General features: G+C 67.5%; 23 protein-coding genes and 2 pseudogenes. 11 read left to right on the top strand and 14 right to left on the bottom strand.

What is annotated here, in order from left to right:
* Positions 1 to 476 (bottom strand): annotated as a pseudogene (locus IMZ29_RS17110) (hypothetical protein); the annotation flags it as partial.
* Positions 477 to 586: 110 nt separating this feature from the next.
* Between IMZ29_RS17110 and hpnC the strand changes: the two are divergent.
* From hpnC to hpnE, 3 genes and pseudogenes are all read left to right on the top strand, one after another.
* Complete coding sequence (gene hpnC, locus IMZ29_RS17105; protein ID WP_216186347.1) at positions 587 to 1,441, top strand: squalene synthase HpnC; 855 nt, start codon at positions 587 to 589, stop codon at positions 1,439 to 1,441.
* Positions 1,438 to 2,304, top strand: coding sequence for a presqualene diphosphate synthase HpnD (hpnD, locus tag IMZ29_RS17100; protein ID WP_216186345.1), 867 nt, complete (start codon positions 1,438 to 1,440; stop codon positions 2,302 to 2,304). Before hpnC ends, hpnD begins: the two co-directional genes overlap by 4 nt.
* Before the next feature lie 52 nt (positions 2,305 to 2,356).
* Positions 2,357 to 3,636, top strand: a pseudogene (gene hpnE, locus IMZ29_RS17095) (hydroxysqualene dehydroxylase HpnE); the annotation flags it as partial.
* Here hpnE and IMZ29_RS17090 read toward each other — a convergent pair.
* From IMZ29_RS17090 to IMZ29_RS17065, 6 genes are all read right to left on the bottom strand, one after another.
* Positions 3,627 to 5,024: a virulence factor family protein gene (locus IMZ29_RS17090; protein WP_216186343.1), complete on the bottom strand. Its 1,398-nt coding sequence runs from the start codon at positions 5,022 to 5,024 to the stop codon at positions 3,627 to 3,629. The pseudogene hpnE and the gene IMZ29_RS17090 sit on opposite strands and share 10 nt — an antisense overlap.
* Positions 5,021 to 7,546 (bottom strand): bifunctional lysylphosphatidylglycerol flippase/synthetase MprF, encoded by a 2,526-nt coding sequence (gene mprF / locus IMZ29_RS17085; protein WP_253207209.1) that lies wholly within the window; start codon positions 7,544 to 7,546, stop codon positions 5,021 to 5,023. Before mprF ends, IMZ29_RS17090 begins: the two co-directional genes overlap by 4 nt.
* 273 nt (positions 7,547 to 7,819) lie before the next feature.
* Positions 7,820 to 8,203, bottom strand: a complete 384-nt coding sequence (gene crcB, locus IMZ29_RS17080; protein WP_216186339.1) for a fluoride efflux transporter CrcB — start codon at positions 8,201 to 8,203, stop codon at positions 7,820 to 7,822.
* A gap of 15 nt (positions 8,204 to 8,218) precedes the next feature.
* The gene (gene thrC, locus IMZ29_RS17075) at positions 8,219 to 9,625 is read right to left on the bottom strand and encodes a threonine synthase (RefSeq protein WP_216186337.1); all 1,407 of its coding nucleotides are present in this window, start codon (positions 9,623 to 9,625) and stop codon (positions 8,219 to 8,221) included.
* Between the two features lie 2 nt (positions 9,626 to 9,627).
* Positions 9,628 to 10,938: a homoserine dehydrogenase gene (locus IMZ29_RS17070; protein WP_216186353.1), complete on the bottom strand. Its 1,311-nt coding sequence runs from the start codon at positions 10,936 to 10,938 to the stop codon at positions 9,628 to 9,630.
* Positions 10,939 to 11,152: 214 nt separating this feature from the next.
* Positions 11,153 to 12,118, bottom strand: a complete 966-nt coding sequence (locus IMZ29_RS17065) for an AraC family transcriptional regulator (protein WP_216186335.1) — start codon at positions 12,116 to 12,118, stop codon at positions 11,153 to 11,155.
* A gap of 194 nt (positions 12,119 to 12,312) precedes the next feature.
* Between IMZ29_RS17065 and IMZ29_RS17060 the strand changes: the two genes are divergently transcribed.
* From IMZ29_RS17060 to IMZ29_RS17040, 5 genes are all read left to right on the top strand, one after another.
* Positions 12,313 to 12,846: a 2,4'-dihydroxyacetophenone dioxygenase family protein gene (locus IMZ29_RS17060; RefSeq protein WP_216186333.1), complete on the top strand. Its 534-nt coding sequence runs from the start codon at positions 12,313 to 12,315 to the stop codon at positions 12,844 to 12,846.
* A 60-nt stretch (positions 12,847 to 12,906) separates the two neighbouring features.
* Complete coding sequence (locus IMZ29_RS17055; protein WP_216186330.1) at positions 12,907 to 13,353, top strand: Mth938-like domain-containing protein; 447 nt, start codon at positions 12,907 to 12,909, stop codon at positions 13,351 to 13,353.
* Positions 13,354 to 13,376: 23 nt separating this feature from the next.
* The gene (locus tag IMZ29_RS17050) at positions 13,377 to 13,841 is read left to right on the top strand and encodes a peroxiredoxin (protein WP_216186328.1); all 465 of its coding nucleotides are present in this window, start codon (positions 13,377 to 13,379) and stop codon (positions 13,839 to 13,841) included.
* Positions 13,842 to 13,919: 78 nt separating this feature from the next.
* On the top strand, positions 13,920 to 15,752 hold the full coding sequence (locus tag IMZ29_RS17045; protein WP_216186326.1) for a PhoH family protein: 1,833 nt from the start codon (positions 13,920 to 13,922) through the stop codon (positions 15,750 to 15,752).
* A 147-nt stretch (positions 15,753 to 15,899) separates the two neighbouring features.
* Positions 15,900 to 16,826, top strand: coding sequence for a GGDEF domain-containing protein (locus tag IMZ29_RS17040; RefSeq protein WP_216186324.1), 927 nt, complete (start codon positions 15,900 to 15,902; stop codon positions 16,824 to 16,826).
* Positions 16,827 to 16,888: 62 nt separating this feature from the next.
* On the opposite strand, the gene IMZ29_RS17035 is transcribed toward IMZ29_RS17040, so the two are convergent.
* From IMZ29_RS17035 to IMZ29_RS17025, 3 genes are all read right to left on the bottom strand, one after another.
* On the bottom strand, positions 16,889 to 18,034 hold the full coding sequence (locus IMZ29_RS17035; RefSeq protein WP_216186322.1) for an AI-2E family transporter: 1,146 nt from the start codon (positions 18,032 to 18,034) through the stop codon (positions 16,889 to 16,891).
* Between the two features lie 193 nt (positions 18,035 to 18,227).
* On the bottom strand, positions 18,228 to 19,601 hold the full coding sequence (locus tag IMZ29_RS17030) for a replicative DNA helicase (RefSeq protein WP_216186319.1): 1,374 nt from the start codon (positions 19,599 to 19,601) through the stop codon (positions 18,228 to 18,230).
* A gap of 29 nt (positions 19,602 to 19,630) precedes the next feature.
* Entirely contained in the window at positions 19,631 to 20,578 is a 948-nt protein-coding gene (locus IMZ29_RS17025; protein WP_216186317.1) for a LysR family transcriptional regulator, read from the bottom strand.
* Positions 20,579 to 20,665: 87 nt separating this feature from the next.
* Here IMZ29_RS17025 and IMZ29_RS17020 point away from each other — a divergent pair, with 87 nt between their 5' ends.
* From IMZ29_RS17020 to IMZ29_RS17010, 3 genes are read left to right on the top strand one after another with little or no spacing between them, the layout of a single operon-like run.
* Positions 20,666 to 21,874: a CaiB/BaiF CoA transferase family protein gene (locus IMZ29_RS17020; RefSeq protein WP_216186315.1), complete on the top strand. Its 1,209-nt coding sequence runs from the start codon at positions 20,666 to 20,668 to the stop codon at positions 21,872 to 21,874.
* Entirely contained in the window at positions 21,862 to 22,884 is a 1,023-nt protein-coding gene (locus IMZ29_RS17015) for an NADPH:quinone oxidoreductase family protein (RefSeq protein WP_216186313.1), read from the top strand. The genes IMZ29_RS17020 and IMZ29_RS17015 overlap by 13 nt, the downstream gene beginning before the upstream one ends.
* A gap of 58 nt (positions 22,885 to 22,942) precedes the next feature.
* The gene (locus IMZ29_RS17010) at positions 22,943 to 23,920 is read left to right on the top strand and encodes a Bug family tripartite tricarboxylate transporter substrate binding protein (protein ID WP_216186311.1); all 978 of its coding nucleotides are present in this window, start codon (positions 22,943 to 22,945) and stop codon (positions 23,918 to 23,920) included.
* A gap of 99 nt (positions 23,921 to 24,019) precedes the next feature.
* Here the strand turns inward: IMZ29_RS17010 and rplI are convergent, their stop codons facing one another.
* The 4 genes from rplI to rpsF are packed head-to-tail and all read right to left on the bottom strand — an operon-like array spanning position 24,020 to position 25,519.
* Complete coding sequence (rplI, locus tag IMZ29_RS17005) at positions 24,020 to 24,475, bottom strand: 50S ribosomal protein L9 (RefSeq protein ID WP_216186310.1); 456 nt, start codon at positions 24,473 to 24,475, stop codon at positions 24,020 to 24,022.
* Positions 24,476 to 24,491: 16 nt separating this feature from the next.
* Positions 24,492 to 24,776, bottom strand: coding sequence for a 30S ribosomal protein S18 (gene rpsR / locus IMZ29_RS17000; RefSeq protein WP_216186308.1), 285 nt, complete (start codon positions 24,774 to 24,776; stop codon positions 24,492 to 24,494).
* Positions 24,777 to 24,800: 24 nt separating this feature from the next.
* Positions 24,801 to 25,094 (bottom strand): primosomal replication protein N, encoded by a 294-nt coding sequence (gene priB / locus IMZ29_RS16995; protein ID WP_216186306.1) that lies wholly within the window; start codon positions 25,092 to 25,094, stop codon positions 24,801 to 24,803.
* A gap of 35 nt (positions 25,095 to 25,129) precedes the next feature.
* The gene (rpsF, locus tag IMZ29_RS16990) at positions 25,130 to 25,519 is read right to left on the bottom strand and encodes a 30S ribosomal protein S6 (RefSeq protein ID WP_216186304.1); all 390 of its coding nucleotides are present in this window, start codon (positions 25,517 to 25,519) and stop codon (positions 25,130 to 25,132) included.
* Positions 25,520 to 25,554 lie beyond the last annotated feature (35 nt).

Raw genomic sequence — 25,554 nt, 5'->3', positions numbered from 1 at the left:
CGTCGCGCGCGGCCCGGCGCTGATCGAACTCGGCCTGGCTGATGAAGCCCCGTCTCGCGCAGCCGCGCGTAGCGTTGCAGATCGGCGTCGGTGCGGCCGGCCTCCACCTGTGCCGCCGCGAGCTCGGCCCGCGCACCGGCTTCGGCGAGTTCGAGATCCTGGGGATCGACCCGCGCGAGCGACTGACCTGCGGTGACGGTGTCGCCCAGCTGCACCTGGCGTTCCGCGAGGCGGCCGCTGATCTGAAAGCCGAGCCGGGACTCGACGCGAGGGCGGACGTCGCCGGGAAACACACCCACGACGTCGAGGGTTTCGGGGGAGACCAGCTGGGTGCGGACGGGGCGGATGACTTCCGGCGCATGGGCGGCCTCTGGCCGGCATCCCGACAATCCGATCAACAGTGCCAAGCCGGCCAGTAATGCCAGGGACACGCGGCCCGGCGCCCGGAATTTCGACTGCTGGACTGCAACCGCCATGGCCGGCCCATCCGCAACAAAATTAAACTTAACACTGTAAAAAACGACTATATCACGCAGGGCTGAGCCCCTCGCAACCCCGGGACAACACTCATGCCACAATGGCGCCCATGGCCGTTGATCATTACGAAAATTTTCCGGTGGCGTCGATCCTGCTGCCCCGCCGCCTACGCCCGGCCGTCACCGACATCTACCGCTTCGCCCGCACGGCCGACGACATCGCGGACGAGGGCGATGCTGCCGCGCCAGCGCGCCTGGCGGCCTTGCGCACCTATCAGCAGGCGCTCGACGCGATCGATCAAGGCGTGGCGCTGCCCGCAGACGCGCCGCAGGCCGTTTTTGGCCCCCTTGCGCAGACGCTCGCCCGACATGCCTTGCCTGTTTGCCCGCTGCATCGGCTGCTGCTGGCCTTCATCCAGGACGTCACCAAGACCGAATACGCCGACGAGGCCGAGCTCCTGGATTACTGCACGCGCTCGGCCAATCCGGTGGGGGAGATCATGCTGCACCTGTATGGGCATGTCGATGCGCGCAATCTGGCCGAATCCGACGCGATCTGTACGGGGTTGCAGCTCACGAACTTCTGTCAGGACGTGGCCATCGACCTGCGCAAGCCCCGACTCTACCTGCCGCTGACCGATCTGCACGCCGCCGGCATCGATGCCAGCGACGTGGCCGCAGCCCAGGGCTCGCCCGCTTGGCGCGCCCTCATGCGACAGCAGGTGGCGCGCGCCCGAACCTTTCTGTTGCGCGGCGCGCCGCTGGCCCTGCATGTACCGGGGCGCATCGGCTGGGAGCTGCGTTTGGTAGTATGCGGCGGCCTGCGCATCCTGCACCGCATCGATGCTGCGGATTACGACGTTTTCAACGCCCGCCCGACGCTGGCCCGGCCCGATTGGCTGGCCATCGCCCGGCAGGCACTGACCTACCGCCGCGCGGTGCTTGCGCAGCCGGCCTTGCCATGACTCCCGACCAGTACTGCCAGGACAAGGCCGCGAAGAGCGGCTCGAGCTTCTACTACAGCTTTCTCTTCCTGCCACCCGAGCGCCGGCGCGCCATCACGGCGCTCTATGCGTTCTGCCGCGAGGTGGACGACGTGGTCGACGAGGTGAGTGACCCCTCGATTGCGCGCATCAAGCTCGCGTGGTGGCGCACCCAGATCGAAGCGCTCTACGAGGGCAAGCCGGACCACCCCGTCACGCGCGCGCTCCAGCCGCACCTCACGACCTGCCATATCGGGAAGCCACAGCTCCTGGCCATCATCGATGGCATGGAGATGGACCTGACGCAGAACCGCTATCTGGACTACGCGGGCCTCACCAAGTATTGCTGGCACGTGGCCGGCGTGGTGGGCGAGCTCTCGGCGAGCATCTTCGGTCACACCGACGAGGCCACGCTCGAGTATGCCCGGCAGCTGGGGCTGGCCCTGCAGCTCACCAACATCATCCGCGACGTGGGCGACGATGCCCGGCGCGGCCGCATCTACCTGCCGATCAACGATCTGCAGCAGTTCAACGTGAAGGCATCCGAGATCCTGAATGCCCAGCACACGGAGAACTTCACGCGTCTGATGCGCTTTCAGGCCGAGCGCGCGGACGGCGTCTATCGCCATGCGATCTCGCTGCTGCCCGAGGCGGATCGGCGCGCGCAGCGCCCCGGTCTCATCATGGCAGCCATCTACCATGCCGTGCTGGTGGAGATCGATCGCGATGGCTATCCGGTGCTGCAGCAGCGCATCAGCCTCACGCCGCTGCGCAAGCTCTGGATCGCCTGGAAGACCTGGGTGCGCGGCGGCCGCGTGACGCTGCCGCCGCTCTCGCGCCCATGACGTCCCGGCTGTCGGGCGGCGCCATGCCCGCACGGCGCGCCGCCGTGATCGTGCCGGCTGGGCCGGCTCGCCGCGGCCGTGGCCCTGCACGACGCCGGCCACGCGGTCACCGTGTTCGAAGCCGGCCACACGCCGGGGGGACGGGCGCAGCGCTTGTCGGCCCACGCGGGCTTTGGCGCACCGCTGGACAATGGCCAGCACATCCTGCTGGGTGCCTACAGCGCCACCCTTGCACTGATGCGTCGCCTGCACCGGAATCCCGCGGAGCACCTCTGGCGCCTGCCGCTCACGCTTGCCACGCCGAACGGCAGCTTCCACCTGCGCGCCCCCCGCCTGCCCGCGCCGCTGCACACGGCTGCTGCCCTGCTCGGCGCCCGCGGGCTCTCCTGGGCGGAACGACTGGCTGCCGTACGGCTGGTGCGCAGCCTGCAGCGCCGCGCGTGGCGACCGGATGCTGCCACCGTGACGGATCTGATGCGCGAGCATCGGCAGCCCGATGCCCTGGTGCAGCGGCTGTGGCGCCCGCTGTGCCTGGCCGCGCTCAATACGACGACCGACGCCGCCAGTGCCGCGCTCTTTTGCGCCGTGCTGCGGGACACGCTCGATGCGCCGCGCGAAGCCAGCGATCTGCTTTTGCCACGCACAGATCTCTCCGCCCTGTGGCCGGATGCCGCCGCCGCGCTGTGCGACATGCGCTACGGCCATCCGGTGCGCCAGCTCGCGGTGCGTCCGGACGCGGTCGACGTCGACGACGAGACCTTCGACGCCGTGGTGCTCGCGGTGCCGCCGCCCCGTGCCGCACGCCTGCTGGCGCCGTTGCCCGATGCGTCGGCGCTGCAACACACCCTGGACGCCTTCAGCTTCCTGCCGATCGGCACCTTCACGCTGCGCCTGGCCCGCCCGCTTGCGCATTGGCCCGCCCCGATGGTGATGCTGCAGGACGATCCCGCCCAGGGGCGGCATGGCCAGTGGCTCTTTGACCGCACCCGGCTCCTGGGCCTGCGCAGTGCGGACCCGGAGATCACGGTGGTAGTGAGTGACGCCACGGCCCTGGCCGCCCTGCCCCGGGGCGAGGCAGCCCAGGCGTTGACGGCGCAATTGCGAGCAGAGGTCCACCTGCCCGAGGTGCTGGCGAGCAAGCTCGTCATCGACAAGCACGCCACGTTCGCGGCCGTACCCGGCCTTGCGCGGCCCGACGTGCGCACGCCGTGGCCACGGCTCGTCCTCGCGGGCGACTGGACGGACACTGGCTATCCCGGTGTGCTCGAAGGCGCCGTGCGCAGCGGTCAGGCCGCCGCACAGGCGCTCGTGCAATCCTTCGCTCAGGGCTGAGCGCGAACGGCTTTCAGGATGACGTCGGCCACGGCGTCATAGGCTTCATCGAAGTGATGCCCGCCCGGCAACTGCGTGCGCGGGGGATTGCCCTCAGGCAACGTCGGGCACGCACTGCCTTCGTCCTCGACCCCATAGACGCACCAGGCCATGCCGGCCGGCATGCGTTCGATCTCGGCAGGCACCGGCAGGCCGTCGTCGGATGCCGACAGCCAGTTCGACACGCGGAACTCGAACGCCGCGAGCTGGCCAGGGCTGAGCAGCACCGTGCGCCGCACGCGCTCGCGCGTGGCCTCGGGCAACCGGTTCACCGCGAACGGCAGCACGTCGGCCCCCTGCGAGAAGCCGATCAGCACGACGTCGTCGAGTTTCCAGCGTTCGAGATAGAAGGTGAGCGCACGATCCACGTCGGCGGCCAGGCCGTCCGGCGTGCGCGCACCCCAGAAGTAGCGCAAGGCATCCATCCCCAGCACGCGCATGCCCTGCCGGGACAGCCGCGCGGCCAGTTCGCGGTCGATGTCCGCCCAGCCGCCATCGCCGCTGACGAGCAATGCCAGCGTGTGTGCAGCTGGCGCGCCGGGTGGCAGCGGCACTTCGATGAGCGGCAGATCCGCCACGGCGGCGGGCGGCGCCACCACAGGCGGCGCCAGCGCTGCCAGCGCGGCGTAGCCGGCACGCCAGGTCTGGGTGACGTCCGGCCCGCGCCCGGATGACGGCGGTGTCGCAACGGCCTCATGCAGCGTGGCCTGCGGCAACGCGCGGACGAAACCCGCGGGATCCACGCCCGCGCATGCCTGCGGCGTCTGCACGGCTTGCCACGGGCCAGGCAGGCCTGGCGGTGGCATCAGCGCGATTGGCTCGCCACGCTTGCCTTCGCGGGCGTACTTCGACTCGCACAAGGGCACGGGTGGGCGCAGCGACGGACAGAAATCCAGCGTGAGCGTGCCGAGGAAGGCACCCTCGGGCGCCTCAGCACTCATCGCATAGGCCAGTGAAGCGCCCTCGCCCTCCCCGGCCACGATGGGCGTGTGGGGCGACGGCAGCCGCAGGAATCCCTGGACGTTGCGCGCGAAGTTGTCCAGGTCGCCCTCCACGGAGAAGCAGTCCTCGTCCTTGCGGGCCTCGTAGAGGTCGTCGGTGTCGATGACGGCCACTAATGCACCCGCGGCCACCAGCGGCAGCGCCAGGGCCTCGGCGTCGCGGTCACGCTCGTCGCGATCCGACAGCAGCAGCACGACGTTTTGTGCGGGCCCATGGGGCAAATACAGCGGAATGTCGTCGAAGATGCCGTGCGAGAAGCGCACCACGGTAGGGCCAATGTGCATGCGGCTGCCAGCGCCTGCGAGCAGCGTGCCCACGAGCATCGCCAGGACGAGTCGTGCTTTCATTTGGCCACCACGCCCTTCAGGCCGCCACCAATCAGGGTGGTGGTATCGGCCAGGGCGAAGATGGGCGCAAGCCCGCGCGGGCAGATCATGTAGCGCGCTTCCCAGGTGGGGTCGAACTTTTCCTTGAACGCACGCAAGCCGCGGAAGTTGTAGAAGCGCCCCCCATGATTGAAGAGCAGCCGCGCGGCACGATGCCAGGCAGAGGCGAGCTCGTGTTCAGCCATGCCGGACATCGGCGCCATGCCGAGATTGAAGCGCTGATACCCCTCGGCCTGGAAATGCGTGAGCAGCCGCACGAAGAGATACTCCATCGTGACGGCGGGCGCCTCGGGCACATGCCGCATCAGGTCGACGGCCATCTCGATGCGCTCGCTCTGCGGGCCCATGAGCGAGGCGAAGGCCACGATCGGCTGGCTGCCATCGGGCTGCACGTGACGCACCACGGCCACGGGTTGGCGTTGCAGGTAGGTCCGATCGAAGCCGCCGAGCGAGAAGCCCTTCTCCTGCGCACGGTGCATGGCAAGCCAGGCGTCCGAGACCCGCTTCAACTCAGGCAGCGCCTGCGGCACGGCCTCGGACGGCAGGATCTCGAATACGAGGCCGTCACGCTCGCCACGGCTCAGACTCTGGCGCAGCTTCGCGCGGCGCGGGCCTTGCAGGCTGAATTCCGGCAGCGGCACGTAGGCCTCCTCGCCCAGCTTCCAGGCGCGCAGCCCGGCGTCCAGGTACAGCGGCAAGGTGTGTGGCCGGGTCTTGTAGAACACCGCCCGCCCACCATGGGCATCCGCCATCTCGATGAAGCGCCACACGAGCTCCTGCCACTCGCTGCGCAAGCCCACCGGATCGGACAGCGCGATCCAGGAGCGGCCCTGTTTGGCGAACATGAGAAAGGCCTTGCCGGAGGGCGAAAAGAGCAGGCTCTTGTCGCCCATCAGCGCCAGAGCGGCATCTGCCACCGGCTGCGTGCGAACCACGGCATGCGCGGCGTCCAGAGCGGCGGCGTCGGGCCGCACCACCTTGCCCGACGGACGCCGCATGAGCTGCCAGAGACCTGCGCCAAGGGCCAGGAGCGACACGGCCATCAAAGCGCGCAATGCGCGCGGGGCGTGGCCGTCGAACGCGAATTCCCACCACAGCTGGCGGCTGTATTCCACGTCGCGATAGACGAAGAAGAGCAGCCAGGCGCAGCCGCCCAGCACGCAGGCCACGGCAATCAGCCAGCCGGCCTCGAACGTCTGCGACAGGAGCGACGAGGGGCGGTCGAACTGCCGACGCGTGAGGAGCAAGAGCGCGAAGAATCCGACCAGCAGCGCGAGTTCCGGCAGCGCCATGCCCTTGGGCAGCGCCACGAGCGTGGCCAGCCCCATGGCGAACACCGTGCCCCACCAGGCGGCCTTCAGCCGGTGGACCAGACCGCGGGCGAGCAGGAGCAGGACGAAGCCCGCCACACTGCCCACCAGGTGAGAGGCCTCCACCATCGCCAACGGCAGGTGCCCCGCCAGGGATTCGACCGCGGTCTCGCTGGTGGGCGTGATGCCCGAGATGAGCAGCGTGATCCCGGTGACCAGCGTGAGCGCTGACACGAGGCGCGGCGCAAGACGGCGGGCGGCGCGGGCGATCGGCGCGGCCGCACGGCTCGCGCGGGCTTCGAGCACGGCGAGAAGCACCGTGGCCAGGGCGAGCGGCAGCAGGAAGTACAGGCACCGGTACAGGGCCAGTGCCGCCGCGATCTCGCCGGCCGGCGCCGTGCCGGCCAGGCCCAGGAGGATCACCGCCTCGAACACGCCCAGGCCGCCCGGCACGTGACTGATCACGCCCAGCGCGATGGCCATCACGTAGAACGCGGCAAACTCGGGCAGGCCCACCGTGCCCGACGGCAGCAGGAACCAGAGGGCGGCAGCGGCAGCGGCCAGCTCGACCCCGCTGATCAGCAACTGCCGCAGCGCCAGACCCGCGGTGGGCAGCGGCATGCGCCACTTGCCCAGGACGAGATGCCGACGCCAGCCGCAGACGGCGATGAAGGCGGCGACCGCGCCCAGGCAGGCGAAGGCCAGCACCTGCAGCAACGACTCCGGCACGCGCAGGAGCGGTGCGACCTCGGCCGCCCCCCACAGCACGCCCAGCGCGCCGAACGCGACCATGCCCAGGCCGAACGCCAGCGCATTGAAGACCGCAGCCTTGGCGATGGCCGAGGGTTCCAGCCCAGCCGCGGCGAACAGCCGCATGCGTACCCCGCCCCCGGTGAGCACGCCCAGGCCGACGCTGTTGCCCAGCGCATAGGCGATGAAGGACGTGAGAAAGACGGTGGGCCGTGGCAGCCGCGCACCCGCATAGCGCAGGCTGGAAAAATCGTAGCCGGCCAGCGTCACGTAGCTCGCCGCAGTGGCGAGCAGGGCGAGCAGCAGGGACGATATCGGTGTGTCGGCGGCGGCGCCCAGGATGTCGTCATAAGACACCTCGGCCAGCACGCGCTGCAGCCCTTCGAGGATGAACACGCCCAGCACGACAGCCAGCGCGACCATCAGCCACGGACGCCACCGTGGCCAAAGCGTCCTCAAGCGCACCAGTCGCGGTACAACAGCGGGCGCAGGGGCCGGCAGGGAATCAGGCTTCATGAGGGCGCTACGGGGCCGCAGGAATCAACGGTGCGAGAAAGAGACAAGCGTCGCACCACGCGCGGCTAGTCTACTGAGACAGCACCGCAGCGGCAAGAAGGGGTTTCCGAGAGTCCTCGCCCGATGACGTCAGCGTGGCTCTGGGCACAGCATCCCGGCACCCGCCGGCCGGTGAAACCCTCAGCGCAGCAGCTGGACGGTACACAGCCCCAGGGCGGTGAGCAGGAGGGAGCCAGCCAGGCTCATGGCGGCGTAACCCAGGGCAGCGGCATGGCGGCCCGTCTCCAGCATGCCCACCACCTCCGCGGAGAAGGTGGAGAAGGTGGTGAGCGCGCCCAGGAAGCCCGTAACCAGGGCGAGTCGGACCCAGGCGGGCCAGTGGCCGTTCACGGCCAGAATGCCGAGCGCGAGTCCGACCAGATAGCCGCCAGCCAGATTGGCGGCGAGCGTGCCCCAGGGGTAGGCTGCCTGGCGGGCGTTCAGCCAGAGCGCCAGGCCCCAGCGCAGCCACGCCCCCAGCACCGCGCCCAGCGCCACGGCAAGAAACCCGGCAGGCGTGGGCATGGTGGCGGGCCTGGCTTACTGCGCCTTGGCGACGATGAAGTCCTTCACCGCCTGCACGTCGCACGGCAGGGATGCCACGTGCTGCGGCAGCGCTTCCAGATGCTCGAACGACGGCGGGCACGGCACGCGCCGGCCCACGGCCTCTTCGATCGTGTCGGCGAATTTGATCGGCAGCGCTGTTTCGAGCACCAGCATCGGGATGCCTGGCTCGACGTGATCGCGCGCCACCTTCACGCCATCGGCGGTGTGCGGATCGATGTACACGCCATGCTGCTCGAACACGGCGCGGATGGTGGCCAGGCGATCCGCGTGGCTGCTCGTGCCGCCGACGAAGCCGTACTGCGACGAGAAGGCCTCGCGGTGGTCAGACAGATCGAAGTAGCCATCCTGGCCCAGCGACTTCCAGAGCGCGGCCACGCGCGCGCCATCCCGCCCGAGCAGATCGAAGACGAAGCGCTCGAAATTCGAGGCGCGCGAGATGTCCATTGAGGGGCTGGACGTGGCGTGCGTCTCGGCCGCCGAGCGGGGGCGATAGACGCCCGTGCGGAAGAATTCTTCCAGCACGTTGTTCTCGTTGGTGGCGAGCACGAGCTTGCGTACGGGCAGGCCCATCGAACGGGCGATGTGCCCGGCCAGGATGTTGCCGAAATTACCCGAAGGCACAGTGAAGGAGACTTCCTCGCCCGGGCCCGTGGTGACGCGCAGCCAGCCGTGGAAGTAATACACCACCTGAGCGGCGATGCGCGCCCAGTTGATGGAGTTCACGGCGCCGATGCGGTTGGCCTGCTTGAAGGCCAGGTCGCCGGACACGGCCTTGACAATGTCCTGACAATCGTCGAACACGCCCGAGACCGCAATGTTGTGAATGTTGGGCTCGTCCAGCGAATACATCTGGGCGCGCTGAAAGGCACTCATGCGGCCTTGCGGCGAGAGCATGAAGACCGACACGCGCTGCTTGCCCAGCATGGCGTACTCGGCCGCCGACCCCGTATCGCCCGACGTGGCGCCCAGGATGTTCAGGGTGCTGTCGCGCTGCTCGAGCACGTATTCGAAGAGGTGGCCGAGCAGCTGCATGGCCATGTCCTTGAAGGCGAGCGTCGGGCCTTCTGACAGACCGAGCAGCGTGAGCCCGCCCGACAGCGGCTTCAACGGCACGATGGCCTCGCTGCCGAACACCTCGGGCCGGTATGCGGCCTGGGTCAGGCGGCGCAGATCGTCGGCCGGGATGTCCGTGATGAAGCACTGCAGGATCTCGAAGGCGAGTTCCGCATACGACAGCGTGCGCCACGATTCGAGCGTGGCTGCGTCGATCTGCGGGATGGTCTCGGGCACGGCAAGGCCGCCGTCCGGGGCCAGGCCCTCGAGCAGGATGTCGGTGAACGCTTGCGGGGCCATGCCACCGCGGGTCGAGACGTAGCGCATGATCAGGCCAGTTGCTCCATGCGCAGGCGCACCACGTCGGCCGTCACCACGTCCAGCGACTGCATCTGGCCGATGGCGTTATCCACGTTGCGTTCGACGGATTCATGCGTGAGGAAGATGATGTCCGCGCCTTCGGCGTCGCCATCCGGCTTTTGCTGAATCATCGAATTGATCGAGATCTCGTTGTCCGCGAGGATACGGGCAAGCTCGGCCATCACGCCGGGCTGGTCGCGCACGCGCAGGCGCAGGTAATAGCCGCTGCGCACGTCGCCGATGTCGAGAATGGGCAGATCGGCCATGGCTTCTGGCTGGAAGGCCAGGTGCGGCACGCGGTGGCCAGGATCGGCGGTCAGCAGGCGGGTGACGTCGACCAGATCGGCCACGACGGCCGAGGCGGTGGGCTCCTCACCCGCGCCCTGGCCGTAGTACAGCGTCGGGCCGACGGCGTCGCCGTGCACCAGCACGGCATTCATCGCACCTTCGACGTTGGCGATCAGGCGAGCGGCCGGCACGAGCGTGGGATGCACGCGCAGCTCGATGCCTTCCGGGCGGCGCTTGGTGATGCCGAGCAGCTTGATGCGGTAGCCGAGCGCTTCGGCATGGCGGATGTCGGTGGCCGACAGCGTCGTGATGCCTTCGATGTAGGCGCGCGAGAACTGCACCGGGATGCCGAAGGCCATGGAGGCGAGCAGCGTGAGCTTGTGCGCGGCGTCCACGCCTTCGATGTCGAAGGTCGGGTCGGCTTCGGCGTAGCCCAGGCGTTGCGCCTCCGCCAGCACGTCGGCGAACGGCAGCCCGCGCGTGCGCATCTCGGAGAGGATGAAGTTCGTGGTGCCGTTGATGATGCCGGCCACCCACTCGATGTGGTTGGCCGTGAGGCCTTCACGAATCGCCTTGATGATGGGGATGCCACCGGCCACGGCGGCTTCGAAAGCCACCATCACGCCGCGCTCGCGGGCACGGGCGAAGATCTCGTTGCCGTGGTTGGCGAGCAGCGCCTTGTTGGCGGTGACCACGTGCTTGCCGTTGTCGATGGCCTCGAGCACGAGCTGGCGGGCGATGCTCACCCCACCGATCAGCTCGACCACGATGTCGATCTCGGGATCGCGCACGACGGCAAAGGCATCCGGCTCGACTGCGGTGTTCTGGCCCACGCGGGCACGGGCACGCGCCACGTCGCGCTCGCCCACTTTCGTGACGACGATGCGTCGCCCTGCGCGGCGCGCAATCTCTTCGACGTTGCGCTCGAGGACTTTGAACGTACCGCCGCCCACGATGCCGAGGCCGAGAAGGCCGACCCGGATGGGCTCCATGAATTCCGTCATGCTTTTACTCAATGAACCGATTTTGCGAAAGCTGTGCGTGACCCCGTCGCCCTCATGGCGCCCGGCGGATAGCCGGCGTCATCGCCCTGCGTGCGCTCGGACTGCCTGGATAGGACAATCGGCATGGGCCGGCACGCAGCTCGAACGTGTCCGGTGAAGGCGAGTGAGACGGTGAACCCGTTAATCTAGCCTAACGGGTGGATCAGGGCAAATCCTGGCCTGTCGAAGCCAGGCGCCGGTATTCACGGGGCGTCGCCCCGAACCGGGCCCGAAAGACCCGAGAGAAGTGCGATGCGCTCACGAACCCGGTTCGGTACGCCACCTGGGCGATCGACCGCGCCGGTTGCGCGATGAGCGCAGCCCGCGCGCTCTGCAGGCGCCGCTCCATGAGGTACTGCATCAGTGGCACCCCACGCTGGGCGAAAAGGCGCGCGAGGTGGCGCACGGATACGCCGCACGCGGCAGCCACCTGCACACTGTCGAGCTCGGGCTCGCCCAGGTGGCGCTCCACGAAAGCCTCGGCCGCCAGCAGGTGCGTCGCTGCGGGCCCGCCCGCGTGCGCGCCGGCGTCCTTATCGAGCAATCCGATCACCACCTCGCGTACCGAATCCCGGCATGCCGCCAGAGCGTGCGCATCGGGCGCCCGCAAGAGACGCTGTGCGAGCTGTCGCAGCGCGGCGCCGTGGAAGCGTCCGCCCGTGGAGTCCGCGGCGATCCGCGTCGGCTGCACCGGTGCGCGCACACCGGCGCCATCCAGGGCCGTGATCGGCACATCGAAGAGACATTGCCGCATCGGACCGGGAAACCCGAATACATAAGGGCGGTCGGTGTCATACACGATGATGTCGCCCGGGCCCGCCCGCGAACAGCCGCCAGGATGGTAGAAAAAAGCGTCGCTCTGGAGCACCAGGGAGGCGAAGACTGAGGCTTTGGGTGTGGCACGGACACAGTCGACGGTGCGCTCGATCACATGCGCATTGCCCACGATGTCCGTCATGCGCACGTCGCCCAGGCGCACGAGCGTCTGGGTGGCGGCGAGCACATCGCCATCGAAGGTGGCACAGCGCAACCTCACCGTGGTCTCGACGCTGCGAGCCTCCCAGAAGGCCACGCGCTCGGCGGGCGCAACGGCATCGGTCGAAATCCGCTGGCGCGAACAGGTCTGCATGAGCGTCTCCCTGCAGCTGCCGGCGTCGGGCGCTGCTGTCGTGGCAGTGCGAAGCACGCACGGCCGGGCCGGCCTCGTGTCCGTCTGAGGCCATTCGCGCGTCCGCCAGAGGCCACATCAGCGTGACAAGCCTGCCTACACTGGTCTGCGCCGAGCCTATCACGGCGCGGCCTACCCCAACAAAGGAGACTGCCATGCCCGCGACCCCCGGCAACGAATTCTGGCGCGGCTTGAAGCCCATCGCGGAATCGTTCAAGCCCGACGCGCTGCCCGAGGTGTATCTGCCCAATGCTCCCATCGAGGATGACCGCTACTATGTGCCGTTTTCGGAGACCGTCTCCTCGCGGCCGCTGTGGATCTCGCCGCAGCAGAACAAGTGGTGCGACATTCTCATGGCCAAAAGCGCCGGCCTCGTGAACCGCCATTACCACCCGCATGAAGTGTTTGCCTTCACGCTCTCAGGCAAGTGGGGCTACCTGGAGCATGACTGGATCGCCACCCGTGGCGACTTCGTCTACGAAACGCCGGGTGAAGGCCATACGCTGGTGGCCTACGAGCACGAGGAACCGATGCGGGTCTTCTTCATCGTCAAGGGCCCGCTCATCTGGCTGGACGAGGACGGCAAGGCCGATGGCGCCTTCGATGTGCACGATTACATCGCGCTCTGTCGCGATCATTACGAGAAGGTCGGCCTGGGCGCGGCGGCAGTGGACGCGCTCTTTCGCTGAGCCCGCCCGCGCTCCGTGGCCGGCTGCTATCATTTTTCCCTGAAACGAAGGGAGCCGGCCTTGAAACTGCACGCCGACGCATATTCCGGTCTGAACACCGTCACCGCCTACGGGGCGGGCTACATCGAAGTGAACCGCCAGCGCCACGAGACGACCGTGGCCTTCGCTCCTCAGGGCGCGGTCACCACCTGGGCAATTCGTGAACTCGCCGAGCTCACGGGCACCATGCTGAGCGAGGCCGCCGGCATCGCCAACGCCGCTGCCACCGACCCGCTCGCGCTCCTGGAAGAGGACAACGCACCGCCGCCCGTGCCCCGCAAGGGCGGCGTGGAGGTGGTGCTGCTGGGCACGGGCCCACGCCAACAGTTCCCCAGGCCCGAGGTGCTGCGCCCGCTCGCGCGTGCCGGCATCGGGGTCGAGGTGATGGACACCCTGGCCGCCGCGCGCACCTACAACATCCTCATGGCCGAGGGCCGGCACGTCGTCGCTGTCCTCCTGCCCGCTTGACCGTCTTGTCCGAAGGAATCCCCATGACTGCCATCGCCGTCGGCACGCCCGTGCCCGATCTCGCCCTGAACACCACGCAGGGGCCGCTCACGCTGTCGGATCTGCGCGGGCAGACCGTCGTGCTGTACTTCTACCCCAAGGACAACACGCCCGGCTGCACGACGCAGGCCCAGGGCTTTCGCGACCTGCATGCCGAGTTCGAGGCGGCAGGCGCCAAGGTGATCGGCGTCTCGCGCGACAGCCTCAAATCGCACGAGAATTTCTGCACCAAGCAGGCCCTGCCCTTCACGCTCGCGAGCGATCCGGACGAGACGCTGTGCGAGGCCTTCGGCGTCATGAAGATGAAGAACATGTATGGCAAACAGGTGCGTGGCATCGAGCGCAGCACGTTCATCATCGACCGCGAAGGCCGGCTGGCACGCGAATGGCGAGGTGTCAAGGTGCCTGGCCATGTTCAAGCGGTTCTGGAGGCCGTTCAGGCCCAGTGACGCCCCGCGGCCACGCCTCGCGCTTTCCGTCATCAAATTGCGCTATTGTCCCTAGAGAACCCCCTGGAGACCTGGCATATGCCGCTTCCCAAGATGCCGACTCGGCCCGCAACGATTCTTCCCGCACCCGAGAAGGCACCGGCGTTGACCACCCGGCGCACGGCCAAGTTGGCCGCTGTCGCCACCCCTGAACCCGCAGAGCCGCTGCAACCTGAGCTGGCCGGCCTGCCCCCCAGTGATCTCACGCCGGCCAAGCCGGCGCGCAAGTCCGCGCGCAAATCCTCCGCCGCGGGTGTTCTGCTGCAGCCGGCCCCGTCCGCTGCCGCCACGCCAGTCGCGGACGTGACGGACATGCCTGCCAGCCCGCCGGCCATCGAGAGCCGGGCACCGGCCCAGCCCGCCGTGCCCACCGCCCGTCAGAGCGATGCCCTGGACAGCCCGCGTGCGGTCAAGCCCACGCCTGCGGCGCGCACCCGCCAGAGCTCCCGCGCCAACAACGCTGCCACCGCGAGCACGGCGCGCAAGCTCTTCGTGCTCGACACGAACGTGCTCATGCACGATCCGAGCTCGCTCTTTCGCTTCGAGGAGCACGACGTCTTCCTGCCGATGATGACGCTGGAGGAGCTCGATCACAACAAGAAGGGCATGTCCGAAGTGGCGCGCAACGCGCGCCAGGTGAGCCGCACGCTCGACACGCTCATCACCGACGAGCGTTCGATCGCCGAAGGCGTGCCGTTGTCGTCGCTCGGCAACCGCGAGGCCAAGGGCAAGCTGCTCCTGCAGACCAGGGCGATGGCCAACGGCCTGCCGGCCGAATTGCCGGTGGGCAAGGCCGACAACCAGATCCTGGGCGTGGTGCATGCGCTGCAAGGCCAATACACCGACCGGGAAGTGGTGCTGGTGTCCAAGGACATCAACATGCGCCTGAAGGCGCGCGCCCTGGGCATGGCCGCCGAGGACTACTTCAATGACCAGGTCCTGGAAGATGCCGACCTGCTCTACTCCGGCATCATGGCACTGCCGGAGGACTTCTGGAATCGCCACGGCAAGGGCGTCGAATCCTGGCAACAGGGCGGCAGCACCTTCTATCGCATCAACGGGCCGCTGTGCGAGAAGTTCCACATCAATCAGTTCGTGTACTTCGAAGGCAGCATGCCGCTGTACGCGCAGGTACGCGAGCTCAATGGCCGCACGGCCGTGCTGCAGACGCTGCGCGACTACACCCACAACAAGAACAACGTGTGGGGCATCACGGCGCGCAACCGCGAGCAGAATTTCGCGCTCAATCTGCTCATGAACACAGATTGCGACTTTGTCTCGCTCCTGGGTCAGGCCGGTACCGGCAAGACGCTGCTCGCCTTGGCGGCCGGCCTCACGCAGGTGCTCGAGACCAAGCGCTTCACCGAGATCATCATGACCCGCGTCACGGTGCCGGTGGGCGAGGACATCGGCTTTCTGCCCGGCACGGAAGAAGAGAAGATGCTGCCCTGGATGGGCGCGCTCGAGGACAACCTCGACGTGCTCAACATGGGTGATGGCGAGCCCGGCGGCGGCAATCATGGCGGCGAGTGGGGCCGCGCGGCCACCATGGATCTCATCCGCTCGCGCATCAAGGTGAAGTCGCTCAACTTCATGCGCGGGCGCACCTTCCTCAACAAGTTCCTCATCATCGACGAGGCGCAGAACCTGACGCCCAAGCAGATGAAGACACTCATCACGCGTGCCGGCCCTGGTACCAAGGTGGTGTGCCTGGGCAACATCGCGCAGATCGACACGCCCTACCTCACCGAGGGCAGCTCGGGCCTCACCTACGTGGTGGATCGCTTCAAGGGCTGGCCGCACTCGGGCCACGTCACTCTGCAGCGCGGCGAGCGCTCGCGCCTGGCAGATTACGCGGCGGATATCCTGTAACTCTCTTTGCGCAAAGGCAAGACAGGCGCGACCGGCAACGGTCGCGCTTTTTTGTCTGCATTCCCGGCTGTGCACGCCCCCGCGTCGCATGTGCGGCCGATTCTTCCGATCGTTTGCCGGGCCCGCCCCGGCAAGAAGGACTCACCCATGCTGTTGACCGCCGAGGCTTTGCACGGTGTCTATGAATCGCTCCCCGTCGCAACATGCGTCATCGACCGATCACTCGTCTTTCTCGCGGCGAGTCAGCGCTACGCGGCACTGCTGCGCACGCCACTTGAAAGCATCATCGGACGCACGATGATCGGGCTGAACCCGCAGGATCACATCGACAACGTGCGCCGAGACTTCCGCACGCTTGATCAGCACGGCATGGTGCCGGATCACGAGATCCGCCTTTGGGATGGAGCGTATTCGGTGTCGGTCAGCGCCGTCGGCGCCGCTCGACCGGCCTTTGCGCTTTCGGTGACACTTGCCAATGTGACGCAGCACGTGAGCCTGCAGCGCGTGCTGCTCAGCACCATCGGGGAGCTCGCGCAGGCACAATCCGAGGTCACCCAACTCGCGCATTCTGACGCCCTGACTGGCCTGGGCAATCGCCGCTCGCTGGATCTCGCCCTGGCAAAGGCCATGCCAACCGACACGCCAGCGCCGCCAGGCTTCGCGCTGCTCATGATTGATGTCGACTGCTTCAAGGCGTACAACGATGCCAATGGCCACCTGGCGGGCGATGACTGCCTGCGTCGCATCGCTGGCGTTCTGCAGGCGTCGCTCGAGAGCCCAGCCGACAGTGCCGCGCGCTTCGGTGGGGAGGAATTTGTGGTGCTCCTGCCCCAGCGCAGCGTCGAAGCCGCAGCCCGACTCGCCGAAAGCATTCGCCAGGCGATTCTCGCCCTGGCGATCGACCATCCTGCTAGCCCTCACGGGTGCGTCAGCGCGAGCATCGGGCTCGCGCATCGTTCAGAGCCCTGGCATGGCGATCTGGCAGAACTCACACGCATGCTCTTGCACACCGCTGACACCGCGTTGTATGCCGCCAAGACCGCAGGGCGCAACCGCGTGTGCATCGGACACTGACGCGGGCAAGGACGGGGCTTGCCTCGGAATGCGCCGGCAAGCTACGCCTACGCGCCGGCAGCTCAGGGTCGATCGATCCGCGGTACCGCAGGCGCGGTGGTGGTATTGATCTTCGGTCCGGTGTTCTCCACGCGTCGCCCCGCCAATGGGGACTCGGCGATCGGCGCGGGACGCGACTGGTCATCGTCCGAATTGGCGAAGAGCGCCCAGGCGGCCATGAAGAGCGCGGCGATCAACGGGCCGATCACGAAACCGTTCAGGCCCAGCAGCGCCATGCCGCCCAGGGTGGAGATGAGGATGACGTAGTCCGGCATCTTGGTGTCCTTGCCCACCAGGATCGGACGCAGGATGTTGTCCACGAGGCCGATCACGAGGATGCCGTACACCGTGAGCGCAATGCCCTGCACCACTGCCCCCGTCACGATGAAGTAGATTGCCACCGGCCCCCAGACAAGGCCCGCGCCGACGGCCGGCAGCAGCGACAGGACGGCCATGAGCACGGCCCAGAGCAAGGCGCCCTGGATGTCGAAGAACCAGAACGCGAGACCGCCCAGGGCGCCTTGCGTGATCGCTACGATCACGTTGCCCTTCACCGTGGCACGGACCACCGTCGTGAACTTGGCAAAGAGCTGGCGCTTGCGGCTTTCTTCCAGCGGTACGGCGTCGCGGATACGCCGGGCGAGCTGCGCACCATCCCGAAAGAAGAAGAACAACAGGTACAGCATCACGAAGAAGTTGACGACGAACTGGAAGGTGTTCTGTCCGATGTTCAGCGCGCGATTGGCGATGAACTGGCTGCCGGCCAGCGCGCCTTCGGACAGACGATTGCGGATCGAATCGAAATCCGTCATGCCGATGCGATTGAGCCAATCCTGCGCGAACGACGGCAGGGCCTGCCGGATCTGCTCGGCGTAGGCGCCGAAATCCTGCTGCCCCGTGTTGATGCGCTGATAGAGACCGGTGACTTCCTGCACGAGCGACATCGCGATCAGGATCACGGGGAGCACGGCGATCAGCACGCACACGAGCAACGAGCCCAGGGAAGCCAGGTTGCGATTGCGGATGCGCCGTTGCAAGGCCCGCTGCAGCGGGTTGAAGATGATGGCGAGAATGACTGCCCAGAACACCGCGCCATAGAACGGCAGGAGAACCCAGCCGAAAGCGACCGTCACAATGGCCAACAGCAGAATGAAGGCCTTGTGTTCCATCGATACTTTGCGCAGTGAGGCTCCGGGCAGCGCGAGAGGGAAGATATCTTACCCTCAGGGCTGTGCGGCACTTGTTACGCGACGTGCCGTGTGACGGCGGCCCAACACATCGCTGCGGCCGTCGCGCGCGCGAGGCGGCATGGCATGCGTCAAGGCCAGGCAACATCCACCGATACGGGCGAGCCGCCCCGGATCAGTACGACGGCGAGCCCGAGAAGTTCAGGAAGCGCGTGCTCGAGCCCTGGAAGGTCATGCGCACGGTCCCGATGGGGCCGTTACGCTGCTTGCCGATGATGATTTCGGCCGTCCCCTTGTCCGGAGTATCCGGGTTGTAGACCTCGTCGCGGTAGATGAAGAGGATCAAGTCCGCATCCTGCTCGATAGCACCGGATTCGCGCAGATCGCTCATCACCGGGCGCTTATTGGGGCGCTGCTCCAGGCTTCGGTTCAGCTGCGAGAGCGCGATCAGCGGGCAGTCCAGTTCCTTGGCCAGACCTTTCATCGAGCGGCTGATTTCCGAGATTTCCGTGGCGCGGTTCTCGCCGTTGCCCGAGCCGCCCATGAGCTGCAGGTAGTCGATGATGATGAGGCCAAGCTTGCCGCACTGACGCGCCAACCGGCGCGCACGGGCGCGCACTTCCATCGCGCTCAGCGCCGGGGTTTCATCGATGTAGAGCTGGGCCTGCTGCATGCGCTGAATGGCGTGCGTCACGCGCGGCCAGTCATCGGCCTCGAGCTTGCCGGTACGCAGGCGGTGCTGATCCAGGAGGCCCACCGAGCCCAGCATCCGCATGGCAAGCTGGGCCGCGCCCATTTCCATGGAGAACACCGCCACCGGCAGGCCCTGCTCGATCGCCACGTGCTCGCCGATGTTCATGGAGAACGAGGTCTTGCCCATCGAGGGACGCCCGGCCACGATGACCAGATCCCCGCCCTGCAGGCCGGAGGTCATCTTGTCCAGATCGACGAAGCCCGTCGGCACGCCTGTGACTTCCGTGTCGCCTTCGCGGTGATACAGCTCGTCGATGCGATCCACCACCTGGCCCAGCAGCGGCTGGATCTCCTGGAAGCCCGCGTTGCCACGCGAGCCTTCCTCGGCGATCTGGAAGATGCGCGACTCGGCCTCGTCCAGCAGCTGACGGGTTTCCTTGCCCTGCGGATTGAAGGCGCCGGCGGAGATCTCATCGGCCACGGTGACGAGCTTGCGCAGCACGCCCCGGTCGCGAACGATCTCCGCATAACGCCGGATGTTGGCGGCCGACGGCGTGTTCTGGGCGAGCGAATTGAGATACGCGAGCCCGCCCATGTCATCGATCTTGCCCGCCGTCTGCAGCGATTCGAACACCGTGATCACGTCCGCCGGACGCGACAGCCCGATCAGACGGGCGATGTGCTGGTAGATCAGCCGGTGATCGTAGCGGTAGAAGTCGCCCTCGCCGATCACGTCGGCGATGCGATCCCAGGCAGCGTTGTCCAGCAGCAACCCGCCCAGGACGGACTGCTCCGCCTCGATGGAATGGGGGGGCACGCGCAGGCCTTCGACCTGAGGATCGGCGGGAGTATTCATGGGGGGACCTGAAGGAGAAGACGGCGATTTTACCGCGCGCCGTCCGCTGGGTCGGGGCGCGCCCAGTCCGCCTCGTGCTGACGGATGTGCGCATGCAGGTAGTCCTTGAGCACCTGCGTGGCCCGGGTCGGATAGCGCTGCGGTGCCGTGAGCAGGTAGAGACTGTCGCCCACGCCCTGAGGCTCGTGCGCCGGCAGGACCTCCTGCAGATGCCCCTCGCGCAGGGCGCGCCAGACGGCGTAGCGAGGCAGGAGCGCCACGCCCAGGCCCGCGAGCGCCGCGTCCAGCAGGAAGGGGTAATCCCCGGACTGGATACGCGGCGTCACGCGCAATGCCAGGGGCGCTCGCTTCGCGTCGAACACCAGATCGAAGCGCCGCCCCAGCGAGGCGGGCGCGATGAGGTCGAGGACGGCGATATCGCCCAGCGATCGCGGCACGTCGCGCTGCGCGAGAAACGCGGGCGACGCACACAGGCACCAGGCGACATCACACAACTTGCGCGCGACGTGATCTTCGGGTGGCGCGGAAGTGATCTTCAAGGCGAGATCGACTTCCGCCGGGATCAGATCCCCGATGTAGTCGTTGATGAGCACGCGCAGGGTGATGTCTGGATAGAGACGGGCGAACTCCACCAGCAGCGGTGCCAGATAGAGACGCCCCAGGCCGGTCGGCATGCGGATGCGCACGTCGCCCCGCACGGTGCTGCCCAGGCTGTCAATGGCGGCCTTGGCCGTGGTGAGCTCCTCGAGCATGCGAGCGCCATGCCGGTACAGCAGCATTCCTGCCTGCGTGGGCTCGACGTGCCGCGTGGTGCGCCGCATGAGCTGTGCGCCCATGTCGGCCTCGAGCAGCTTCAGCCGGCGCGACACGTTCGACCGCGTCATGCCAAGACGCTGCGCGGCCTGCGTGAGCGTACGCGCCTCGACCACGGTGACGAAGAGGCGCAGCAGGTTCAGATCCAGTCGATTGTCGATCATGAGTCAACACGCCAGGCACAGGTGGAGTGATTGTTTCGCCGGGGGTACGAATCTAGGATACCCAGACAACGTGAATACCGGAACCCCATGTCAGTCGACCTCCCCCTTCCCTTCGCCGATCTGCGGATCCTGGACTTGAGCCAGGGCATCGCCGGCCCCTACTGCACCCATATCCTGTGGCAGCAGGGCGCCCACGTCACCAAGGCGGAGCCGCCCGCCGGTGACTGGGGACGCGGCGTGGGCACCGTGCGAGGTGAGCACAGCGCGCTGTCCCTGGCCTACAACGCCGGCAAGCGTGGCCTGTGCGTCGATGCCCGGGCACCGCAGGGCCAGGTCGTGCTGAGGCGCCTCGCGGCGCAGGCCGACGTGGTGGTGCAGAACTTCCGGCCCGGTGTGGCTGAACGCATGGGCATGGGCGCCGAGGCGCTCTGCGCGGCGCACCCTGGGCTCGTGTACGTGTCCATCAGCGGTTACGGCCCGGACGGCCCCTTTGCCGACGCACCGGCTTCCGACTCCGTGATGCAGGCTGAGACGGGCCTGATGTTCGGCAACCAGGATGCCGAGGGGGAGCCGCGCCGCCTGGGCATGCTACTGGCCGACATCGCCACCGCCGTCTATGCGGCACAGGCCGCCTCGGCAGCGCTGTACCGACGGGCCATGACGGGCCGAGGCAGCCATGTGCAGATCAGTCTGCTGCAGGCGTGCCTGGCACTGCAGTCCGGCAACCTCGTCGAGTATGCGCTGGCCGGCGAGCGCCGTTCGGGTGCCGTCAGCGCGCCCAATGGCGTCTTCCGCGCCGCGGACGGGCTGCTCTCCATCGTGGTACTCAACGACGACCAGTTCGCCCGCCTGTCCCGGGCGCTCGACCGACCAGACTGGCTGACAGACGCCCGATTTGCCGACAACCCCGGCCGCATGGCGCACCGCGCCGAACTGGACGCCGCGATCACGGCGCAACTGCGCGAGGCTGACGTGGCCGTGTGGACGGCGCGTTTTCGCGAGCACGACGTGCTGCATGCGCCGGTGCGGGACTACGCGGGCGTCCTGGCCCATCCGCAGGCGGCGCATCAGGGCCTCTTCACGCCGCTGACGCAGCCCGGCTTGCCCCCGCTGCCGCTCGCGACCGTGCCGGCCCTGGGTGTGCCGCGCGAGGCGGCCCCCGCCCCGGCCATCGGTGAGCACACGCGCGCCGTGCTGGTCGATGCGGGCTTCGCCAGCGAGGACATCACCGCGCTGCTGCACGCCAAGACGATCCGTCAGGCAAGCACCCCGGAGGCAACGCCATGCGCGCCCTGATCTGCGACGAATTCGGCCACCTGCCCGATGCCATTCGGGTGGCTGACTGCCCCGCGCCCGAGGCCCCCGGCCCTGGTGAGGTCCTCATCGACGTGGCGTACGCCAGCGTGAGCCATGCCACGGGGCTCATGATCGAAGGCCGCTACCAGACCCGTCCGCCCCGGCCGTTCTCCCCCGGCACGGAGGCCGTGGGCCACGTCCGGGCGATCGGGCCCGGCGTACGCCGGCTGCGGCCGGGCCAGGCGGTGGTGGCGATCGCGGACTGGGGGTGTCACGCCGAGCAGGTCTGCGTGCGTGAAGCCACGGTCTATCCGGTGCCGGAGGGGCTGGCGCTGCTGCAGGCCTTGCCCGTGCCCCTGTCGTACGGCACGGCCTATACCGCGCTCCTCTGGCGCGCCCGGCTGCAGCCCGGCGATACCGTGCTCGTCCTGGGCGCCGGTGCGGGCGTGGGTCTGGCGGCCGTCGAGATCGCGAGCCGGCTGGGTGCCGAGGTGATCGCCTGCGCCAGCACATCCGCCAAGCGCGAGGCCGCGCTGGCCCGGGGTGCCCGCCATGCCATCGCCCCGGACGATGAGCTCGCCGCACAGGTGAAGACGATCACGCAGGGTCGTGGCGCCGACATCGTGCTCGACCCCGTCGGTGGCGCCCTGGCCGAGCGCGCGGTGCGCGCGGCGGCCGCCAACGCGCACCTGCTCAGCATCGGCTTTGCCAGCGGGCAACTGCCGGCCCTGCCCGCGAATCTGCTGCTGGTGAAGAACCTGACCCTGCACGGCGTGTTCTTTGGCCGCTACATCGGCTGGACACCCCAGGACGAACGGGAGGCCCATGCCCCGGCGCTGCAGCGGGTGATGCAGACCTTGCTCGGCTGGGCACGCGACGGACACCTGCGCCCCACCGTCTCGAAGATCTTCGCGTTCCACGATCTCCCGGCGGCGCTGACGGCGTTGGAGAGCCGACAGGTCGTGGGCAAGGTCGCCCTTGCCGTCGGCCCGGACAGTCGCTCCGCTTGACTGTCGGGCCTATCGAGCCACTATCCCATTGAGCCACCACAACAACGAGGAGACCTCCATGCGCTCATCCTTTCGACTGGCCTGCCTGCTGGGCGCGGCCGCCCTGTCGCTCAGCGGCGCCGCCACGGCCGCCGCCCCCTATCCGGACAAGCCCATTCGGCTCGTACTGCCCTACCCGCCCGGCGGGCCGACCGACCTCCTCGCCCGCGTGGCAGCCATGCAGATGGCCCAGACGCTCGGCGAACAGATCGTGGTGGACAACCGCCCCGGCGCGAGCGGGATGATCGGGGCCGAGCAGGTGGCGCGCTCCGCACCGGATGGCTACACGCTGCTCGCCAATGCCTCATTGCACGTCATCAACCCCAGCATCTATCCCGACATGCGGTACGACCCGATCGCCGACTTCGTGCCGGTGACGCAGCTGGCGGCCGTGCCGCTCGTGCTGGTGGTGGCACCGGATTCGCCGATTCGCAACGTCAACGATATCGTCAAGCTGGCCCGTGCGGGCAGCAAGCCGCCGAGCTTCGCCTCGGCAGGCAACGCGTCATCACAGCAGTTGGCGGGCGAGTCATTCAAGCTCGCCGCGGGCATCGACATGCTGCATGTGCCCTATCGCGGCAGCGCGCCGGCCCTGGCCGATCTCATCGGCGGGCAGGTGGACATGATGTTCGATTCCATGCCATCGGCCATGCCATTCATCCAGTCGGGACAGCTGCGCGCCGTGGCCGTGACCACCCCGGAACGCGCACCTGCCTTGCCCGACGTGCCCACCGTGGCTGAGCAAGGCTTTGCCGGGTTCGACATCAGCACGTGGTATGGGCTGTGGGTGCCCAAGGGCACGCCAACGGCTGTCGTAAGCGTACTGGCCGAGCACGCCGCCAAGGCACTGGCCAATGCGCAAGTGCGCGAGCGCTATGCCGGCATGGGCGCCATTCCGGTGGGCTCGTCGCCAGCCGACTTTGCCGCCTACAACGCCAGCGAGCGTGACAAATGGGCCGACATTGTACGTCGCTCGGGCGCAAAGGCAGGCGGCTGAGCGGCGCAACGGGCAACGACGCATCAGCCTTGTTGAACGCAAAAAAGCCAACGGCCGGGTTTCCCCGGCCGTTGGCTCATGATGCAGGCAACCCCGTGATTACACGGTTTCGCCGGTCACCACGACATTGACGTTGGCAGCCACGTCGGTGTGCAGTTGCACTTCGATCGCGTACTCGCCCACCGTCTTGAACGGGCCTTCCGGCAGACGCACCATCGACTTCTCTACGGTATCGAAGCCAGCGTTCTTGAGCTGGGCAGCGATGTCCGCGTTGGTGACCGAGCCGAACAGGCGGCCGTCCACGCCCGCACGTTGGCGGATGTGCACGGTGTGGCCTTCCAGCTTCTGGCCCACGCCTTCGGCGGCAGCCAGGCGCTCGGCCTGTTGCTTTTCGATCTCGGCGCGGCGCTCTTCGAATTCCTTCAGAGCAGCAGCGGTGGCGCGCTTGGCCTTGCGTTGCGGGATCAGGAAGTTACGGGCAAAGCCGTCCTTCACACGAACCACTTCACCCAGGGCGCCGACGTTGGCAACTTTTTCAAGCAGAATGATTTGCATGTTCTTGCTCCGCCAATCAGTGGGGGTGGTTGTCGGTGTAAGGCAGCAGCGCCAGGAAGCGCGCGCGCTTGATGGCGGTGTCCAGCTGGCGCTGGTAGTGGGCCTTCGTACCGGTCAGACGAGCCGGGATGACCTTGCCGTTTTCCTGGATGAAGTCACGCAGCGTGTCCACATCCTTGTAGTCGATCTGTTCAACACCCGCCGCGGTGAAGCGGCAGAAGCGACGACGCTTGAACAGCGGGTTCTGCTGTCCAAACTTCTTCTTGTTGTCCTTGTTGTTGCGTCTTCCAAATGCGGCCATGAAATGCCTCTCGAAAATAGGGGTTCAATCCAGGGTTGCAGCCTGCTGCAGATGCAGCCGCAACCGCGTCGCGCCTTTGCGCGTCGGGGCAAGGAAACCGTCGATCCGCAGCGTCGTCCCCAGAGGGGTTCGAGCCATCATCCGGGCCAGATCACCAATGGCGATCGTGGGCAGGGTGAGCTCGACGTGGCGGGTCTGACCCGCTTCGACGACATCGCCAGCATGTTCCAGCACCAGATCCAGCACGGGCACCCCAGCGGGGGTGTAGCGCAGTGGTTGGCATTCGACCACGGTGGCGACTAACTGCAGGCGGTTCACGCGAACCTGCCGATGCGCATCGCGACAGCTCTGCCTTAAGCGGCGGCGGCGTTCTGAGCGGCGGCTTGCTCGGCTTCGTTCGCAGCCTTGCGGGCTTCCTCGCGCTCGACGACCTTCATCATCGGCGAAGCGGCGGTTTCAGCCTTCTTCGTCTTGACGATGAGGTGGCGCAGAATGGCGTCGTTGTAGCGGAACGCGTGCTCGAGTTCGTCCAGGGTGCTCTGGCCGGCTTCGATGTTCAGGCACACGTAGTGAGCCTTCACGAGCTTCTGGATCGGGTAGGCGAGCTGACGACGGCCCCAGTCTTCCAGACGGTGGATGGTGCCGCCCTGGCCGGTGATGACGGCCTTGTAGCGGTCGATCATGGCGGGCACTTGCTCGCTTTGATCGGGGTGTACGATGAACACCACTTCGTAGTGACGCATTGAGAACTCCTGACTTGTGGATGGGGACTAGAGGC

Origin of the sequence: Verticiella alkaliphila, assembly GCF_018904615.1 — a bacterium.
Lineage (GTDB): Bacteria > Pseudomonadota > Gammaproteobacteria > Burkholderiales > Burkholderiaceae_B > Verticiella > Verticiella alkaliphila.
This window is presented reverse-complemented; position numbering and strand designations above follow the sequence as displayed.